General features: G+C 56.8%; 8 protein-coding genes and 1 tRNA gene. 5 read left to right on the forward strand and 4 right to left on the reverse strand.

The features are described 5' to 3' along the window. Positions 1-30 precede the first annotated feature (30 nt). A complete protein-coding gene (gltB, locus tag OEU85_RS14980) occupies positions 31-4,542 on the reverse strand; it encodes a glutamate synthase large subunit (RefSeq protein WP_262692320.1) in 4,512 nt (1,503 codons plus the stop codon). 11 nt (positions 4,543-4,553) lie between these two features. Beyond that, a complete protein-coding gene (locus OEU85_RS14985) occupies positions 4,554-5,981 on the reverse strand; it encodes an NAD(P)-dependent oxidoreductase (RefSeq protein WP_262692321.1) in 1,428 nt (475 codons plus the stop codon). A 423-nt stretch (positions 5,982-6,404) separates the two neighbouring features. Here OEU85_RS14985 and OEU85_RS14990 point away from each other — a divergent pair, with 423 nt between their 5' ends. Next, complete coding sequence (locus OEU85_RS14990; protein WP_262692322.1) at positions 6,405-7,235, forward strand: undecaprenyl-diphosphate phosphatase; 831 nt, start codon at positions 6,405-6,407, stop codon at positions 7,233-7,235. On the opposite strand, the gene OEU85_RS14995 is transcribed toward OEU85_RS14990, so the two are convergent. After that, positions 7,232-8,173 (reverse strand): complex I NDUFA9 subunit family protein, encoded by a 942-nt coding sequence (locus OEU85_RS14995; RefSeq protein WP_262692323.1) that lies wholly within the window; start codon positions 8,171-8,173, stop codon positions 7,232-7,234. The two genes, OEU85_RS14990 and OEU85_RS14995, sit on opposite strands and share 4 nt — an antisense overlap. Positions 8,174-8,374: 201 nt before the next feature. On the opposite strand from OEU85_RS14995, the gene OEU85_RS15000 reads away from it, so the two are divergent. Next, positions 8,375-8,461 (forward strand) — tRNA-Leu (locus OEU85_RS15000). A gap of 344 nt (positions 8,462-8,805) precedes the next feature. Here the strand turns inward: OEU85_RS15000 and OEU85_RS15005 are convergent. Beyond that, the gene (locus OEU85_RS15005; protein ID WP_262692324.1) at positions 8,806-10,209 is read right to left on the reverse strand and encodes a prohibitin family protein; all 1,404 of its coding nucleotides are present in this window, start codon (positions 10,207-10,209) and stop codon (positions 8,806-8,808) included. Between OEU85_RS15005 and OEU85_RS15010 the strand changes: the two genes are divergently transcribed. The 3 genes from OEU85_RS15010 to OEU85_RS15020 all read left to right on the forward strand — a co-directional run bounded on the left by OEU85_RS15010 (position 10,180) and on the right by OEU85_RS15020 (position 19,610). Then, positions 10,180-17,142, forward strand: a complete 6,963-nt coding sequence (locus tag OEU85_RS15010; RefSeq protein WP_262692325.1) for a non-ribosomal peptide synthetase — start codon at positions 10,180-10,182, stop codon at positions 17,140-17,142. The two genes, OEU85_RS15005 and OEU85_RS15010, sit on opposite strands and share 30 nt — an antisense overlap. Before the next feature lie 314 nt (positions 17,143-17,456). Beyond that, positions 17,457-18,578: a THUMP domain-containing class I SAM-dependent RNA methyltransferase gene (locus tag OEU85_RS15015; protein ID WP_262692326.1), complete on the forward strand. Its 1,122-nt coding sequence runs from the start codon at positions 17,457-17,459 to the stop codon at positions 18,576-18,578. Positions 18,579-18,677: 99 nt separating this feature from the next. Then, positions 18,678-19,610, forward strand: a complete 933-nt coding sequence (locus tag OEU85_RS15020) for a bifunctional helix-turn-helix transcriptional regulator/GNAT family N-acetyltransferase (RefSeq protein WP_262692327.1) — start codon at positions 18,678-18,680, stop codon at positions 19,608-19,610. Positions 19,611-19,664: the final 54 nt, after the last annotated feature.

The raw sequence follows: 19,664 nt of genomic DNA on the forward strand, positions 1-19,664 counted from the left end.
ACGGAATATCTGGCGCGGGATCCACTGGTTTTAGGCTGTCAGTTTTTTGCCATGCTGTTCATCGCTCACTGGTTGCTCAAGACGATTGATCATTTCCTTCGGCACAACCTGCCAGAAACCGCCTTTTTTGCTTTCCCAGTTCGAGAGAACGGTCGCCCCCCAGCGTGAATGGGTTTCCGCCACATGCTCTTCAACCAGAGATTTGAGCTTGTCTTCCCAGTATGCGCTGGAAAGACGGTTATACAAGACCGAGTCACCATTGATGTGTTCTTCGAACGAGCCGTCTTCATCAAGCACGAAGGCCATGCCGCCGGTCATGCCTGCGCCGAAGTTGTCGCCCACGGAACCAAGGATCACAGCCGTACCGCCGGTCATGTATTCACAGCCGTTGGCCCCGCAGCCTTCAATGACCACATCCGCACCCGAGTTACGGACCGCGAAACGCTCCCCGGCTTGCCCGGCGGCGAACAGCTTGCCCGCCGTCGCACCATACAGCACCGTGTTGCCGATGATCGTATTGTCCTTCGAATTGAAAGACGCCCGGTTGGATGGTCGCACAACAATGGTGCCGCCAGAGAGGCCTTTCCCGACATAGTCGTTGGCATCGCCCGCTACCTCAAGCTTGAGGCCCTGCACTGCAAATGCGCCGAGCGACTGGCCGGCCGAGCCACGAAGCCGCACGGTGACATGGTCAGGCTTGAGGCCATACATGCCAAAGGTGCGGGTGATCTCGCTTGAGAAGCGTGTCCCGATGGCACGCAGCGTGTTCTGCACCGAGTAGGTGAGCTGCATCTTTTCGCCCTTGGTGAACACAGCCGACGCATCCTCCAGCATTTGCGCGTCAAGCGAATCAGGCACCTCGTTACGGCCCTCAAGCGTACAGACGGAGCGGCGGTTCCGCCCGCCAACCTGCACCAGAAGCGGGTTGAGGTCGAGGTCATCCAGATGCTCCGCACCGCGGCTGACCTGATGCAACAGGTCGGTACGGCCGATGATGTCATCCAGCTTCTCGACACCCAGCTCAGCGAGGATTTCGCGCGTTTCCTCGGCGATAAAGCTGAAGAGGTTCACGACCTTCTCCGCGGAGCCATCAAACTTTTTGCGCAGGTCTTCATCCTGCGTGCAGATACCCACGGGACAGGTGTTGGAGTGGCACTGCCGCACCATGATGCAGCCCATGGCCACAAGGGATGCCGTGCCGACACCATATTCCTCAGCCCCCAGCAAGGCGGCGATCACCACGTCACGCCCGGTACGGATACCGCCGTCTGTCCGGAGCTTCACCCGATGCCTGAGGCCATTCAGCGACAGTACCTGGTTCACTTCAGCCAGGCCAATCTCCCACGGGGTACCAGCGTATTTTATGCTGGTTTGCGGGCTGGCGCCGGTGCCCCCTGAGTGGCCAGAGACCAGAATAACGTCGGCATGCGCCTTAGCGACGCCAGCGGCAATGGTGCCAATCCCCGCGCTTGAGACCAGCTTCACACACACCTTGGCGCGCGGGTTGATCTGCTTCAGGTCATAAATAAGCTGCGCCAGATCCTCGATCGAATAGATATCATGGTGCGGCGGCGGGGAAATCAGCATCACCCCTGGTGTGGAGTGGCGCAGTTTTGCAATCATCTCCGTCACCTTGAAGCCGGGAAGCTGGCCACCCTCACCAGGCTTGGCACCCTGCGCGACCTTGATCTCCAGCTCTTCGCAGGCATTCAGATATTCCGCCGTCACCCCAAAGCGGCCGGAGGCTACCTGTTTGATCGGGCTGTTGGCGTTGTCGCCGTTCTCATAGGGCTTATAGCGTTTCTTGTCTTCACCACCTTCGCCCGAGACCGACTTGGCACCGATGCGGTTCATGGCGATGGCTAGTGTTTCATGCGCTTCCACCGACAGCGCGCCCAGAGACATGCCCGGCGTGATGAAACGCTTGCGGATCTGGGTGATCGATTCCACCTCATCAATCGGCTTGCCTTCTTGCGGGCGGCGGAAATCCATCAGGTCACGCAGGTTCACGGGCGGTAATTTGTGCAGCCCGCGCGAATAGGTGAGATATTTAGCATAGTTGTCTTGGCCAACTGCTGTTTGCAGCAGATGAATAAGCTGGCCGTCATGCGCATGCACTTCGCCGCCACGGCGATAGCGGTAAAGCCCACCGATGGGCAGCACCAGGGCTTCTTCATCAAAGGCCTTGGCGTGCTGCTCCAGTATTTTTTTCTGAATGCCGGACAGGCCAATACCGGAAATTTTGGTCGGCATGCCAGGGAAGAACTCTGCCACGAGGGATCGAGACAAGCCAAGGGCTTCAAAGTTATTGCCGCCTCGATACGAGGAAACAACCGAGATACCCATTTTTGACAGGATCTTCAGCAACCCCTGATCAATCGCCTCGCTCGCGCGCCACACCGCATCATTGAGCGACATATCGCCAAACAGGCCCTTGGCGTGACGGTCGGCAATGGTGTCCTGCGCCAAATAGGCGTTCACCGTTGTCGCGCCCGCGCCAATCAACACGGCAAAATAGTGCGGATCAAGGCATTCACTCGCGCGCACGTTAAGGCTGGTAAAGGTCCGCAGGCCTTCGTTCAGGAGGTGCGTATGCAAGCCGCCGGTCGCCAGGATCATCGGCACCGGCGCGCGGTCTTCGCTGATATTCTCGTCAGACAGGAACAGATGGCCACGGCCTGCACGAACGGCGTCCTCGGCCTCGCGGCGGATGCGGTCGATCGCGTCACGCAGCGCACCCTTGCCCGCGTTGACATCGAATGTGCAGTCGATCACCTGTGCGGAATCGCCAAAATGCTTGATCAGGACGCCCCATTCGCGGTTCGAGATCACGGGGCTGTCGAGCACTATGGCCCCCGCCTGCGTATGGCCACCGTCCAGCACGTTGGCAAAGTTGCCAAACCGGGTCTTGAGGCTCATGACCCGGTGTTCGCGCAGGCTGTCAATCGGCGGATTGGTCACCTGACTGAAATTCTGCCGGAAATAATGCGACAGGTTGCGGTATTTACTTGAAAGCACCGCAAGCGGTGTATCGTCACCCATGGAGCCAATGGCTTCCTTGGCAGTTGTCACCTGCGGATGTAAAATAAGCTCAAGGTCTTCGTGGCTCAGCCCTGCCGCGATCTGACGGCGTTTGAGATCGTCCCCCGTGAACGCTGCATCTTCGGGGCCGCGGAAGTCTGGCAGCTCATCAATACCCTGGATGTCCTGCACCCAGTCTTCAAATGGCTGGCTGGCGGAGAGTTTATCCTTGATCTCCCGGTCGTGGTAAAACTGGCCTTCCCTGAGATCGAGAGCGATCATCTGCCCAGGCCCCAGACGGCCCTTTTCGCGTACGTCTTCTTCATCGACGATAACCATGCCGGTCTCTGAGCCAACAACAAGGAAGCCGTCGTTTGTAACAGTGAAACGCATGGGCCGAAGGCCGTTACGGTCAAGCCCCGCGACCACCCAGCGGCCGTCGGTAGCTGCCAGCGCAGCCGGGCCGTCCCATGGCTCCATTACCGAATTGGTGTAGGCATACATGGCGCGGTGTGCTTCCGGCATGCTGGTTTTATTGGTCCAGGCCTCAGGCACCAGCATGGTTTTCACCATCGGCGCGGACCGACCCGCCCGTACCATCACCTCAAACACCGCATCAAGCGCTGCGCTATCGGAAGCGCCCTTGGGCACCACCGGTTTGATGTCTTCGGAGTTTTCACCAAAGGCGATTGACGCCATGCGAATCTGGTGACTGCGCATCCAGTTCACATTGCCGCGGATGGTATTGATCTCACCGTTATGCGCCAGCATGCGGAAGGGCTGCGCCAGCCACCACTGCGGAAACGTATTTGTTGAATAACGCTGGTGATATACCGCGAAAGAGGAAACAAAGCGCTCGTCTTCCAGGTCCGGGTAAAAGGTTGAAAGTTGTTCAGCCAGAAACAAGCCTTTGTAGATCACCGATCGGCACGACAGTGAACATATATAAAAATCACCCACCTGCGCCTTGATCACGGCGGCCTCGATGCGGCGGCGCACAAGATAAAGCTCGCGCTCGAAGGTTTCCTCGTCCACGCCTTTTGAATTGGCTATCATGATCTGCTCAATCTCGGGGCGGGTGCTTTCGGCTTTTTCGCCAATCACATCGATGTCCACCGGTACCTGGCGCCAGCCATAGATGGTGTAGCCAAAAGCGAGAATCTCTTTTTCGACAATCGTACGGCAGGTTTCCTGTGCGGGAAGGTCAACGCGCGGCAGGAAGACCATGCCCACTGCAAGGCGACCTTCTGCCGGCACATGGCCCGTGGCACGCACATGTTCCTTGAAAAATTCCTGCGGGATTTCAACATGGATGCCCGCGCCGTCGCCGGTCTTGCCGTCCGCGTCCACCGCACCGCGGTGCCAGATCGCCTTCAGCGCTTCAATGCCCATCAACACCACACGGCGCGAAGGTTTGCCATCCATTGCGGCCACAAGCCCCACGCCACAGGACGAATGTTCGTCCACCGGGTCATAAAGGCCAACGGGGCCAGGCACGTGTTCGTTATAGGTCTGATACATCTTTTGTCCCCTTAGGCCGCGACAGTTGCGCGAGCGCGCAGGAATTGTTTGATCTGGGCTGCGGCGTCACGACCGTCACGGATCGCCCACACCACCAGGGAGGCGCCGCGCACAATATCGCCGGCCGCAAACACGCCCTCGAGGTTCGTCATCATCGTTGAATGGTTCACCGTCACCGTGCCCCAACGGGTGACGCGCAGCTCCGGCGCGCCAAACAAGGCTGGCAGGTCCTCAGGCTCAAAACCAAGCGCCATTACGGCGAGGTCGCAGTCCAAGGTGAAGGAAGATTCCGGCACCGGCTCCGGCGCTTGCCGGCCGGTGGCGTCAGGGGCGCCGAGGCGCATCTCATAGGCGCGCACCGCCTCCACCTTCTCGTCACCGAGGAAGGCTTCCGGCCCCGAAAGCCAGACAAATTCAACGCCTTCTTCCTCCGCGTTTTGTACCTCGCGCACAGATCCCGGCATATTGGCGCGGTCACGGCGGTAAAGGCATTTGACCGACTTGGCACCCTGTCGCACAGCGGTGCGCACACAGTCCATCGCGGTGTCCCCACCCCCAATCACAACAACGTTTTTGCCGTTGGCGTCCAGTGCGCCGTTTTCAAATTCCGGCACCGTGTCACCCATCCCCTTGCGATTGGAAGCGATCAGATAATCAAGCGCCTCACGGATATTACCGAGACCGACGCCCGGCACCTTGAGGCCACGGGCGCGGTATACACCGGTCGCGATCAGGATGGCGTCGTGATTTTCGCGCAGCTCGGCAAGGCCTGCTTCACCACCCACTTCAAAATCCAGATGGAAGGTAATGCCTGATTGCTCAAGCCGTCCGGTGCGGCGGCCCACAATGTCTTTTTCCAGTTTGAAACCGGGGATACCATATATAAGGAGGCCGCCCGCACGGTCATGCCGGTCATAAATATGTACCTGAAAACCTGCTTTCCTGAGTTCCTCGGCTGCAGCAAGGCCAGCGGGGCCGGCGCCGATGATACCCACACTTTCATCCAGCTCCTTGCGCGGCGTAATCGGCTTCACCCAGCCGTTATCCCAGGCGTTGTCAGTGATGAATTTCTCGACGCTACCAATAGTAACGGAATCAAAATCCTTCTCGATCACGCAGTTGCCTTCACACAGGCGGTCCTGCGGGCAGATGCGGCCACATATCTCTGGCATATTGTTGGTGGCGCTTGAAATTTCATAGGCTTCTTCAAGCCGGCCTTCCGCCGTCAGGCGCAGCCAGTCAGGGATATTGTTCCCCAGTGGGCAATGGATTTGGCAAAATGGCACACCACACTGGCTGCAGCGGCTCGACTGTTCCTTCGCACCGTCCACATTATAGCGCGCGTAAACCTCGGAAAAATCCTCCGCACGTTCCTTCGCCGTGCGCTTTTCCGGCATTTTCTGGTCGATCGAAACAAATTTAAGCAGATCGTCGGCCATAGGGCACCCTTCTCAGTCTGACAGTTGAAACGCCCGGCTGATAGCCTGGCGTATTTTATTGGCCCGGAAATCTGGCGCAGAAAAAAGAGGTGCAGAAGCGTCGGCGGTCCCGATTTGATCAAACAGAACCCGGTGGGTTCGACTTGGCCTCGGGTCGTCCGGATAACCTCTGCATAAACGCGTAATTTTACTGTCCACGATTCCGATGCCGCGCATTATAAGTTCAAAATAATCAAATTTCACGCAAAAAATACATTATAGGTCAATAAGACTGACTTACTTTCTATAAGATACTTGAATCTAACGATTCTTTTTGCTCGTTCAAAGCCATTTTTAGTACCATTTCTGTACAACATAGATACTCGCCAGCACAAGGGTGGCTTGGTATAAGGTTTTTCGAACGTTCTATGGGGAGGAACAGCCGTGACGGCACTGCATTTATTCATACTGGCAATCGTCCAGGGCATTACCGAGTTTCTGCCCATCAGTTCTTCTGGACACCTTGTGCTGGTCCCGGTGCTGACGGGCTGGCAAGATCAAGGCCTGATGATCGATGTGTCAGTGCATATCGGCACGCTTGTCGCGGTTTTGATCTATTTCCGGGATGACGCCAAAGGACTGTTTCTGGCGGGGCTTGGTGTGGTTGGCGTTGGCCCCGCCCGGCGGGCAACCGACGGTACAATCTACGGCAAGCTCTTCTGGGCCATCGTGATTGCCACCATTCCGGCTGTCATGATCGGCTTTGCCGTCAAGGTCACCGGCCTTGCTGATTTGATGCGCGGTGCCGCGGTTATCGCCACCACATCCATCGTCTTTGGCCTGTTGCTTTATTGGGCCGACAAGGTGGGTGCCACCGATAAAACCCTTGAACGCATGGCCGTTAAACCCGCCCTGCTCGTTGGACTGGCACAAGTGCTGGCGCTGATCCCGGGTACAAGCCGCTCCGGCATTACCATGACCGCCGCACGGTACCTCGGCTTCAGCCGACAGGATGCAGCGCGGTTTTCGCTGCTGCTGTCGATCCCGACCATTTTGGGGGCGGGCGTACTGCTGGGCAAAGATGTGCTTGAGGGCGGCGACCAGATTCTTTGGGTACACGCGGCATTTGGCGCCGGTCTCTCCTGCCTCGCGGCCATCGCTGCCATTCATTTCCTGATGAAATGGCTGGCGCATGCAAACATGACCATATTTGTCGCATACCGGGTGGCCCTGGGTCTGTTTCTTTTTGCGCTGATCGCGGGCGGTGTTATCTAACTTGCCTTGAACTGACCGTGGCGCTTGTGGTGGATCATATAGGTTGGCAGCACCGCGCTGATGCGCGTTGGTGTGATACCCAAGGCGGCAAGGCCTTCTGCCCCGTCGGGCACTACATTGTCCTGGCGCAAAAGGGTTACCTGATCCCTTGTCAGGGGCGGGTTTGGCAGCAGGCCAAGGAATGTCGCCTGCAACATCGCCAGACCAAACGGCACATTGATGATTGGCCGCTTTATACCGGTATAGGCCATCATCTCTTCCAAAAGCTCGCGCAACGTTTTCGCCTGTGGGCCGCCTAGGGAAAAGGCCTTGCCTTCAACATCCCTGCCGCCGACACTCGCCCGCACAATGGCTTCTGCTACATCGCGCACATACACCGGCTGAAACCTCGTCTCCGCCCCCGGGATTGGCAAGACAGGCAGCTTGGCCGCAAGGGCGGCAAAACGGTTATAAAACCCGTCTTCAGGGCCAAACACCACGCTGGGTCTGATGATTGTCGCACGGGGACAGGCATCAAGCACGGCCTCTTCACCACGGCCTTTTGTGCGTGCATATTCGGACGCAGACGCCTGATCGGCACCCAGGGCAGACATATGGACGAAGGTTTTAACGCCCACATCAGCCGCACAGCGTGCCGCCCGCGCGGCGCCTTCCTCATGCAGGTTCTGGAACGACTGCCCGCCGTCATTAAAAAGCACACCGACCAGATTGATGGCGCAGTCAGCGCCCGCAACCGCACGCTTTATCGATGCCTCATTATTCAAATTCGCGGCCATAACCTGAACCTGACCAAGGTCGCCAAGCGGCTTCAGGAACAGGGCGTCCGCCGGGCGCCTGACCGCGACGCGAATCATCTCGCCGCGCGCCGCCAGCTTCTCCACCACATAGCGCCCAATAAAGCCCGAACCGCCAAATACTGTCACTAGCCTGGATTTCATGCCGTAACCTCCTGTGCTGGAAAGAATATTTTCGCCGTGTGCAGTGTAATCTGACCGCAGCATTGTGGCAATTATACATACAAAGCCGCCATTGATGTGGATGAGGCCGTAAAATAATCGCCGGAAGTACACTTTTTTGAATGTGAGCGCTTGACAGCCACCCCCTGCCCGCGCTAAATCCCGCCGACCAATTTACTGCGTGCCCAGATGGCGGAATTGGTAGACGCGCTAGCTTCAGGTGCTAGTGTCCGTATGGACGTGGAGGTTCGAGTCCTCTTCTGGGCACCATTAATAGCTCATTGATACCACAGAGTTATTTAGCATTTAAAAAGGCCGCGGAGAGTCCATTCTCTGGCGGCCTTTTTAAATTTATGCTGGGTTTATACTGCACACATTCATTTGATTATCCGAACAGCAATACCCTCTGGCTCACAACTAAAATAGTCCCATAGCTTATCGAGGTTGTCAGCGGGGGCTGTTGGCCTGCTACAAACCTGCCTCTGGCATCCCCGCAGACATGCGGGCAGGCACCGCAAGCTCCCTTGTAAAAGCCCACACGAGCCCAACGCTCATATGCACGAGCAGCCCACAAGCACCTCGCCCCAGACCGTAGCAAACCAATTCAGGTCACCTTACTTTTTTTCGCCCTGTGCGTCGTCAAGCGCCAACGACAGCAAGAAGACAAGGAACGGCGTCAGCAGGACGCTTATCGCGAACACCCCTGCAAAACCAAAACGGCGATGGCGGCCATAATAAGCAACCACCATGCACAAAAACAGGTAGATGACGATTAGGAATGGAAGCATGATATTCGCTCCTAAACTGTTGGAAGTGAGCCCTGCGGTATAAGGGTTGGACCCTGATACGTCGCGGTTGAGCAGAATGGGTGGCTGTGAACGGGTGCCTTCATTAAGTTCGGACGGACTAGTTAAACCGTCACCCGGTTCTTTATCGGCCAATAATCCGTCAGTATCCGTTGTCTCAGTCAACTCGTCCGCTGTTTCATCTGGCGCGGTCAGGCCCTCCGCGTCGGAACTCGCGGCAGCCGTTTTCTTGCTGGCGGGGCCTTGTTTAGCGCTGGTTTGCCCTGGTTTCGCCGCACGTGCACCTTTTGAATCTCCCGGCTGGTCACTGGTGTTTTTTTTCGTTTTCGAACCGTCACCCTCAAGTCCTGTCGCAGGTTTTGGCACACCTGATGTCGACACCTGGTCCGTGGGGAACAGTTGCGGCAGGTTCTCAAAATCAAGTGGCGGCGCATCAGATTCGGACAGAGACTTGACCGGCGGCGCTTGCTGCAAATTATGGATATCACTGCCTAGAATCAAAGGAAGCTGTTTTTCTCCCGATCCAACGATAACAACTTTTGAATTTGGTGACTTTGCCAACTCCACAGTCGCCTCAATCCCACGCCAGGTCAGAAGGTTTTTATTCAAGGCACCGGAAACGATGGCATAAAAATTCTGCACCCCAAGTGCTTTAATCCTCAGCCTCTCCGCTTCCTGGCGTTCGGCCTCCAGCCGGAAAGTAAACGACGCCGCCACTTGCTCCTGCACCAATTTCTGCTCGATAGAGTTGGCTATAGCTGGTGGTATTACGATTTCACGGATGATGAGATCCGTGAACTCGAAAAACTGGGAGTATTCTGACCGCTGAACAATCTTATAAAGATCTGTTTCCAGTTCTTTATAATTGCTGGTGTAGAGCTCGACCGAGTTATATCGGGAAAGAACTTCGCGGACCGCACCCGTTGTCAAAGGAATAACGACGCGCTCCCGGTATTCAGGGCCAATACCCTGCAACAATTCACCCGCCTGATTGCCCCTTATCCGGAACAGGACCGATAGCTTCACCCGAACTTCCATCCCCTCGGCGCTGAGAGCCAAAACCTCCTCATTCGAATTGGTCGCCTGGATAACCAGATCAAACTGAACGGGTTTCGTATTGAAACCGGTGAAATTGAAGCACAAGTCATAGAAAGGCTCGGTTTTGATGATTGTGCCGTCATCATGCAGATGTCTGACGACAGGACCGACCACCTGGTTGCGTTCGTCACCGGGTCTGCGCGGTATCTGGACCGCCACGCAGACTGGGACGCCTGCAACACCGCCCTACGCGCCAACTTGCCGGACTATATGATACCGCAAGAATGGGTGACGCTGGAAGCCTTGCCCAGCACCAATAACAACAAAGTGGATCGCGTAAAACTGGCGTCGCTGTATGCTCAAAAACCAGCCCCGGAAAGCAGAAATCCTGTTCCGGAAAATGACCGTAAAAAGATGCTGTCCGACACTCTGGCCAACATTGCGGCGTCGGTAATAAAACGAACAGCAAGTGAACTTGATTTTGCACAGCCATTGAATTTGCAGGGGTTTGATTCAGTGGCCGTTATAAAATTGACCGAGCTGCTGAACGAGACCTATAGCCTGCATCTGTCGCCCGTCGATTTGTATAATGCGCCTACATTGGAACAGATCCGCGCATTGTTGCCGGCTGCTCCACGCCCTGCGCCCGCGCAACTCGCCGCAGAGAAACCGAGCACAACCCGCGATAGTAGCATCGCCATTATCGGCATGTCCGGGCAAATGCCAGGCGCCGATGATCTCGCTGCGTTCTGGGACAATCTGGAAGCGGGTCGTGTCAGTATCACGGACGTTCCGGATGATCGGTGGACGGAAGCAGACCGCGCGCACGGCCATAAGGCCGGTTTCCTGAGCGGCATTGACCTGTTTGACGCGCCTTTCTTTGGCATGACCAACCAGGAAGCCGCCAGCACGGACCCGCAGCAACGGCTGTTCACACTCAATTGCTACCGAGCCCTCGAAGATGCCGGGATTGATCCCAACAGCCTTAAAGGCCGGAAAGTAGGCGTATATGCCGGTGCCGCATTGGGCGATTACCAGAGGCTGCTGGAGAGTGCAGAGGGCTTTAGCGCCTTCAGCATGATCGGAATGAGCCCATCGATCATTCCGGCGCGCATAGCATTTCAGCTTGACCTGAAAGGGCCAACGGAAACCGTGGATACTGCCTGCTCGTCAGCCCTGGTGTCTGTCCACAATGCCGTTAAGGCGCTACAGTCCGGTGATATCGAAATGGCGATGGCCGGCGGGGTCTATCTGATGACCACGCCGCTTGGTCAGATGATCTCCGCGCAGGCTGGCATCATCGCCAGCGATGGGCGCTGCAAGCCTTTTGATGAGCGCGCAAACGGCATTGTGATCGGCGAGGCTGTGGGCGTATTGACCCTCAAGCGACTTGAGGATGCCATTCGCGACAACGACCCGATACGCGCGGTAATCCGGGGTGCTGCCGTCAATCAGGACGGGCGGACAAACGGCATTACAGCGCCGTCATCCACAGCACAGGCCGCGCTGATAGGCCAGGCCACGGATATTGAAGGCGTATCGGCAAAAGATATCAGCTATGTGGAATGCCATGGCACCGGCACCAGGCTTGGTGACCCAATAGAGATAGAAGGCCTGCGCCAGGCGTCGCTGGGCGATCGCGCGCCTTGCTGGATCGGGTCCGTTAAGGCCAATGTTGGCCATTGTTATCAGGCTGCCGGCGTTGTGGGTCTGATTAAAGTGGTTCTATCCCTTGAGCACCAACGCCTGCCGGGCCAGCCGGACTTTGGCGAGCCGAATCCTCTCCTGAAGCTGGAGGGCAGCGGATTACGTGTGCTTGACCGGACCCAGAACTGGGACGTAGCAAGCGGTGAGCGACGAATCGCAGGCGTCAGCGCGTTCGGCTTCAGCGGCACCAATGCCCATGTGTTGATTGAGGAATGGCCCGCCGCCGCAGCCACCCTGCGGCCGCAAACTCGCCGTGCCTTCAACCTTGCATCTTACTGGGCAAGCCCTGCCGCCACCAACATGCCAGCGCCCCAGTCAAAACAGCTTCAGCTTGACGGTGTTGAAACAGCCAAAAAGCTGATCATGAAGGAGCTGTCATCCTTGAGCGGCATCCCGACCGATGAGATTGCAGGCGACGCAAGCTTGGAGGCCGATATCGGCATGGACTCCATCAAACTGATGGGGTTGATGGCAAAACTTGGCCGGGTCGTTGACCTGCCAACCATTGATGCCGCAGGCATTGCCCTCATCACAACTGTTGATAGTCTGTTGGCTGTTCTGCCGTCATCAATACCTGATGCACATTCGGGCGGGGCGAGCGAAGCAAAGAAACTAATTATGGCTGAGTTTTCAGCTCTATCAGGCCTTCCTGCTTCAGAGATCAAGCGCGATGCCTGCCTTGAGGCGGATATCGGCATGGATTCCATCAAGCTGATGGGACTGGTGGCGCGGCTGAGCCATATTGATGGTATCACATCGATCGATTCCGGCAACATCGCCAGGATCGTTACGGTTGGCGACCTTCTGGATGCCGTATGCCCGTCAGCGAACAGCTCGGCGCAGTACAACAAGGCCAACCATCGCCAGCCGGATACCGCCCCACACACGCGCGACACCGACCTCACAAAGCGGCGCCTGCCCGTCAGCATACCTTACGCTGAATATCTCTTCCTGCTTGGACATCACCTGATCCGGTCGAGTTCGCTTTGCTCGTGGCTTCGGCTTGCAGGGCCATTGGATCCGGTGTTGATGCAAAAGGCGTGGCAATTGGTTGTGGACCAGCAACCAGGCAGCAGACTGGTTTTTGAACGACGGGGCGAGACAAACACATTCTCAGACTATCAAGCTGTCCTGCTGCAGAGCCCAAAGGTGCCAGCAATCAACCTGACTGATCTATCCGACCTGACGCCAGAACAACAGGAAAAAGCCCTGCAAGAAGCTTTTGACAGGGCGCTCAATGCTGAATGGTCCCTTGAAATCTGGCCCTTGCACCGATTCGACGTCTACCGACTGAGCCCGAATGATCATGCGGTATTTTTGGTAAATGAACACTGTGTCAGTGATGGCATTGGCAACCAAAGACTGCTGTCAGCATTGATGCTGTCTTATCAGGCGCTCGCGGGGAGCGGAAAAAACACCCCACCCGCCAATCCTGTTATGAATGACGCTGAATTTGTGAGACTGATGGCTGGCTTCAACGAAGCTGCTGATCATCTGACAGGACCCATGCCTGAAGCCGGGGAGGCGCCCCCTTATTTCTGGAATCCCGGAGGCCGGAAAATCGAGAACTTCCAGCCTGACTTCACGGTTGGTGTGAAAGTGAAGTCCCGACCGGAAACCAAAGCTTTAGTAAGAGCCGCGTCCACGTTTGGCATGTCGCTCAACCAACTGCTGGTGCTTGCAATGGCCCGCGCCACCCACGCCACGTCTGGTGACGATAGTGTGAGTGTGCAGATGCCCACGGGCGGTCGTAATATTCATGGGCTCGACGCGCATGACCTGGTCTGTTGCCTCGCGCAAAATCTACCCGTTGATTTTGCCGATGATCTTCTTGCTGCAGGATGGGGTTTAGCTGGGCCATTGTTTTCCCTCAAGTTGGCCAGCGTGTTGGCTGCGCAGAGTGATTGGCGCATCACGAAAGCGATGGCGGAAACCATCGCAGGTGACATCCCTCTTGAGCCAGAAGCATTGCGGGGTAATCTGCGTCCGCTTTTCAGGGGGCGATTACGGTCGAATATCTATGTTCCCTACATTGGCGATACCGGCCTTGAGCCCGCTTACGCTGACCTCAAGATTACCGCATATCGCGCGGGCACGGTTAATGGCCCGGCCACGGTGGATGTCTTGCACGAAATCTTTGACGGGCAGCTACACGGCTCCTGGAATTATGACCGAGGTTTCTTCACCGAGAACGAGATAGAAGGTCTGTGCGAGGCCTTCGACAAGGAATTGGCCGCTGCTGTAAAGGCTTCATTGAACGTGCCGGTTTCACGTGAAAAAGCAATTTCCGGGCAGGCCCTTCCCTTGCCGCTGATTGAGGCGGTCGAGACAGTGCTAGGCAGGACGCTGCGCCCGGAGGAAGCCGAAGGGAAATTGGACCAAGGACTGGGCTTCGATTCCCTGCAAAGAATCCGCCTACTGAGCAAACTACCCGCCGAGTTCAGAAGTAATGTGACGCAGCGTGCAGCCTTTTTGACAGCTCCGACGTTGATTGATATGGCCCGATTGATGGGGGATAACAGCTATTCCGCTCCGGGGGAGAAAAGCGAAGCTCCCCCGCGGCCGGACGATCTCACTTCTGCCACCCCCGGAACCTATGATTTCAGTGAATTGCCGATCAGCCGCATCGTCAAACAGATGACCGACACGCCTGACGCTGTCGCTGTAACCAGCCGACGCGGCCAGCTTACCTATGCGGAGCTTAACGGTAAAAGCCGCAGCCTCGCATCTTATCTGATCTCAAACGGGCTGGAAAAAGGCGATCGTGTCGGTCTATTGATGGGCCGCAGCAGGGATTTCATCGCGTCGGTAATCGGTGTTCTGAGAGCGGGTCTCGTATATGTGCCGCTGGACCCCGACCTGCCGAAAGATCGACTTGGCTACATCATCAACCACGCCAGGCTTTCACTTGTCATTTACGCTGAAGACCATGAAAACTTGCTGAACGCATCTGTTGACGCCTTTGATACATGTCCCGACGCCGCGTCCGCGCGGGAGGCGTTCGCGAAAGCGCCATTATCTGTCCCCGGCCTGGTTGAAGTGGCACCAGAAGATCCAATGCTTGTTCTTTATACCTCAGGGTCCACAGGGCGACCGAAAGGCGTCCAGTTGAACCACGGGGGATACGCCAATCGGCTTGCCTGGCACCAGAAGCAGTTCCAACTGAAACCCGGCGAAGGCGTCTTACACAAAACAACCATCTGTTTTGATGTCTCAGTTTGGGAGATATTCTGGCCGCTCATGTATGGCGGCACACTTCACGCCGTCGGGTCAGATGTCGCGCGCGACCCTTGGGCGCTCACACAAATCATGCGAGACAATAAAATCGCTGTCCTGCATTTTGTACCGTCGATGTTTGGCGAGTTTCTGAGCATACTGGAAGCCGATACACCGCACGCGCCATTTTCTGACTTACGTTGGGTGGTACTATCGGGCGAAGCGCTGCCCGTTGCACAGGTGCGCAAATGGTTCCAGCTTTTCGGCGATACCACCAAGCTCGCCAATCTCTATGGTCCGACCGAAGCATCCATCGACGTAACCTGCCAGGTGATGACGGGTACGCCGCCCTCTGACTGGACGCGAGTGCCAATCGGCGCCGCCATAGACAATGTCGAATTGTTGATTATGGACGATAGCCTGACACCGGTGAAGGACGGGGAAGACGGCGAGCTTTTCATTGGTGGGATACAAGTAGCGGATGGTTATCTTCATGCCAAGGAACTGACCGACAAGGCCTTTTTCGACATAGACCCCGACGGCAGAGGACCAAGACGCTTTTATAAAACCGGGGATCTTGTGCGCCGCCTGCCAGATGGTGCTTTCGATCATCTTGGCCGTCTGGATAGCCAGGTTAAGCTGCGCGGGTACCGCATAGAACTCGGGGAGATAGAGGCTATCCTGGGCGATCGTGCACAGGTTCACCAGGTAGTTGTATTGGTTGCGGATGGTGCCATTGTGGCCCACATCGCAGGCGATGCAAATGACCCCCAATCTTATCTGCACCACTGCGCCCTTAAGCTGCCTGCCTACATGATGCCTCAAACCATAAAGCTCTATGACCGGCTGCCGATAAATGCCAACGGCAAGCTTGATCGGCGCGCTATTCAAGCAGGATATGTGGAGCCAGGAACGAAGGGGTCAGCGCTCTTGCCAGCGCAAAGCTGGATGCTGCAGCACTTCCCGGCGCCTTACCGCTGGTGGGGAACAAGTCGCTTCACGGTGAACAGGGCGCTCGACATGGAGCGCGTGAAAGTAGCGTTTGCGAGCTTGGCAGCGCGCCACGATGCCCTTCGAACCGTTTACGACCGCGCGGTCGATGGAAACTGGTACCGACGTGTCATCCCCATTTCGGAAATCGATGAACTGGACGTGCGCATCATAGATGTACAGACAATGGGCACGGCCAAACGGGAGGAAATGATCGCCGAAGCAATGTACGAGAGCTGCAAAGCATATTCCCTTGACCTACTGCCTCTTGACACGGCGATGATCCTGCGTGAAGCGCCGGACCGCTACACCTTCTGCCTGGCCAATCACCATGTAAACGGTGATTTCGTCTCAGGCACGATCTTGTTCCGTGACTTCTGGGCCCTCTATGATGGCATGGAATTGGCACCGCCCGCCCGGCAACAGGGGGATCTCGTTGATCTCCTGGAAAGAATCGACCTGGACGCCGACCGTGAATACTGGAAGCGTCTCAACGAATGCTGCCAAGCGCCGCCCTCCCTGTTGATCGGCCCGGAGATAGATAATCTTGAGCACCGAGAGCTCACAAGCGAACGGTGCCTGACCAGCGCACAGACAAAGGCGCTATCCACTGACGTACGTGCCCAAAGCGGAACAGCGCTTTACCCTGTTTTGGCGGCAGCCTTCTATATTGCTGTTGCCGAACTTTTCAAGACGGGTAATGCAATTTTAAGCCACCGCATGATGGGGCGCGTGCTCGGTGACGACTTGCCTGACTTTACAGAAACTGTCGGCAACTTTGCTGTTCACTTCCCCTTGTTGGTTGAGGTAGACACCAGCTTGACCAGCACCGCCAACCGTGTGGCAAAGGCGCTGGCAGCTGTGCCGCACGGCGGCATAAGTTATGATTGGCTTGCGTCAAAAGCAGGCGGCGCGCCTGATTTCCCCTATCCTGATGAAAGGCTCACTCCACTGCGCCTGAATTATCTTGGACAAGTATTGCCCCGGGTCGAGAACGAGTTTGAATTTAATGCGGATCAGCTAAACCAGCGCTTCGCGCCAGATGACCTGCCGCGCTCGGCCGAGATTGAAATTCACCTGAGTGTTGAAAAGAGTTGTCTGTTCCTGCGTGCCCGCTTCGTGGAAGGCCGGCATGACGGCGCGCTGATAAACAGGCTTCTCGACCGGGTTACAGCGCTCTTGGGCAATACGTAAAGGCTTAGGCAGCCTATACTGCCAGCGTGGGGGGTTTATCGAAAACGACCTGGGCCAACCCGGGAGCTAAGGCCGAACGGTGTGCGTTGCACGGGCACGGGCACGGGCACGGGCACGGGCACGGGCACGGGCACCGAACTGTATATTTGAGGACCTTGACACTAAAATCAGCGATAAGATCGAAAAAACATCTGCATCGGTGCAAGCTCAATCACCGGAAAGACCTGCTGGACGATGCCGACGCCATCACCTGGCGCTAGCGCGGGTACAATCAAACTATCGACGCCGCACCGGAAAGCGGATACCTATGCGCTATGACCGCAGACAAAACCCTTGAAATATTCCTGGTGACAGTGCCGGGGCTGGAAGCAGCCCTTCAAAAGGAAGCGCTGGAAAAAGGCTTTGCGCCCGCCACCGTCAGCACGGGCGGCGTTACGGTTACAGGCGGCTGGCAGGATGTCTGGCGCGCGAACCTTGAACTCAGGGGCCCGAGCCATGTGCTGGTACGCCTGGGATCTTTCAGGGTGCAGCACCTTGCCAAACTCGACAAGCGCAGCCGCAGCTTCCCGTGGGACGATACGCTAAGGTCCGATAAGCCCGTGCGCGTTGAAGTAACCTGCAAGAAATCCCGCATTTATCACGATAAGGCCGCTGCCGAACGGCTGGAAAAAGCCATTCGCACTGTCGCGGGGGCTGAAATCTCGAAAGACGCCACCGTCTGCGTCAAGGCCCGCATCTTCGATGACCTTTGCACCATCAGTGTCGACACCTCGGGCGAGGCATTACACAAGCGCGGCCACAAAGAAGCGGTAAACAAGGCACCCATGCGCGAAAACCTTGCCGCGCTTCTGCTGCGCGAGTGCGGGTTTGACGGGTCTGAGCCGGTCATTGATCCCATGTGTGGGTCCGGCACTTTTGTCATAGAAGCCGCAGAAATAGCAAACGGCCTGAACCCCGGGCGTAGCCGTTCGTTTGCCTTTGAAGCGCTGAAAACATTTGATGCCGATGCCTGGCAGGAGCTCAAGCAGCAGACTAGCCCGCATGAGGTTGGCAGCCGCTTTTATGGGTTCGACCGCGATGCAGGTGCCATCAGGATGAGCCAGGCAAACGCAGACCGCGCGGGTGTTGCCGCGATAACGGAATTCAGTACGCAGCCGATCAGCGAGCTTTCGCCACCCGAGGGCGCGGCGGGGCTTGTGATCATCAATCCGCCCTATGGTGCCCGCATCGGGGATGTCGCGCGGCTGCGCGCGCTGTACAGCAGCCTTGGCAAAACCTTGCGGGCGCGCTTCGCCGGGTGGCGCGTGGGCCTTGTGACCAACACGCCGGAGCTTGCAAAGGCCACAGGCCTGCCCTTCGGCAGGAAGCCTGTTGCTTTCTCCCACGGCGGCATCCCCGTAAAACTGTTCAAGACGCCACCATTACGCACTGACTAAACACACAGGGCGGAGGCCAGTTCCCACCCCACATCCATCTAGTTGACTCAGTCATATATTTTCTATAACTTGACCAAGTCAACTAGATGGAGCACCGAAATGCAGCAGAGTTCCCCACGCCACCAGCGCGCCGAAGCGGCGAGAGCGTTCAACCGTTTTTATACCAGCCAGCTGGAACTCTTGAACCAACATCTGCATCAAAGCGACTTCACCCTAACGGAAACCCGTATCCTCTTTGAGCTGGCAAACCGCCACCATGTTGTCGCAAATGACCTCGTGCGGGACCTTCGGCTGGATGCCGGATACCTGAGCCGGATTCTGGCTAAATTTGATAAGGCGGGTCTTATAAAACGCACCCGGTCGGAGAGCGATGCCCGGCAGAGCCAGCTAGGCCTGACCCCTGCCGGTGTGGCAGCATTTTCTCCGCTTGACCAGGCCGCACGCACACAGATGATGGACCGACTTTCCAGCCTTAATGACTCAGACCAGATGAAGCTTATCGCAGCAATGGGTGATATCAGAACGCTGCTGGCTGGCTCCAACCAGCCCGCCGGTGTGCCCACGATCCGGAATCTGGAGCCGGGCGACATCGGCTGGGTCACCCACCGACAGGCGAAGCTCTATCATGAAGAATATGGTTGGGACCTGACCTATGAGGCGCTCGTTGCAGAAATTCTGGCGGACTTTGGCCGCCACCATGACAAGGAACGCGAACGTGCCTGGATTGCTGAGGTAGACGGCCGCATCGTGGGCAGCATTTTTCTTATGCGGGCAACGGACGAGCTGGCGAAGCTGCGCCTTCTTTACGTTGAACCTGACACGCGCGGCATGGGGCTTGGGCAAAAACTGGTGGAAGACTGTATCTCCGGTGCGCGCCAGCGTGGATACAAGCGCATGACACTTTGGACACAGAGCACCCTGAGTGCCGCCCGCAAAATATACGAGCGGGCGGGCTTCAAGTTAAGCGCGGAAGAAAAGCACCACTCCTTCGGCCACGACCTAATTGGCGAAACATGGGACATGACGCTATAACCCCATCATGACACCAGCCCTTCACACGGACCCGTGCGCCAGCCTACTCCGCGT

Origin of the sequence: Kordiimonas aestuarii (assembly GCF_025574465.1) — a bacterium.
GTDB lineage: Bacteria > Pseudomonadota > Alphaproteobacteria > Sphingomonadales > Kordiimonadaceae > Kordiimonas > Kordiimonas aestuarii.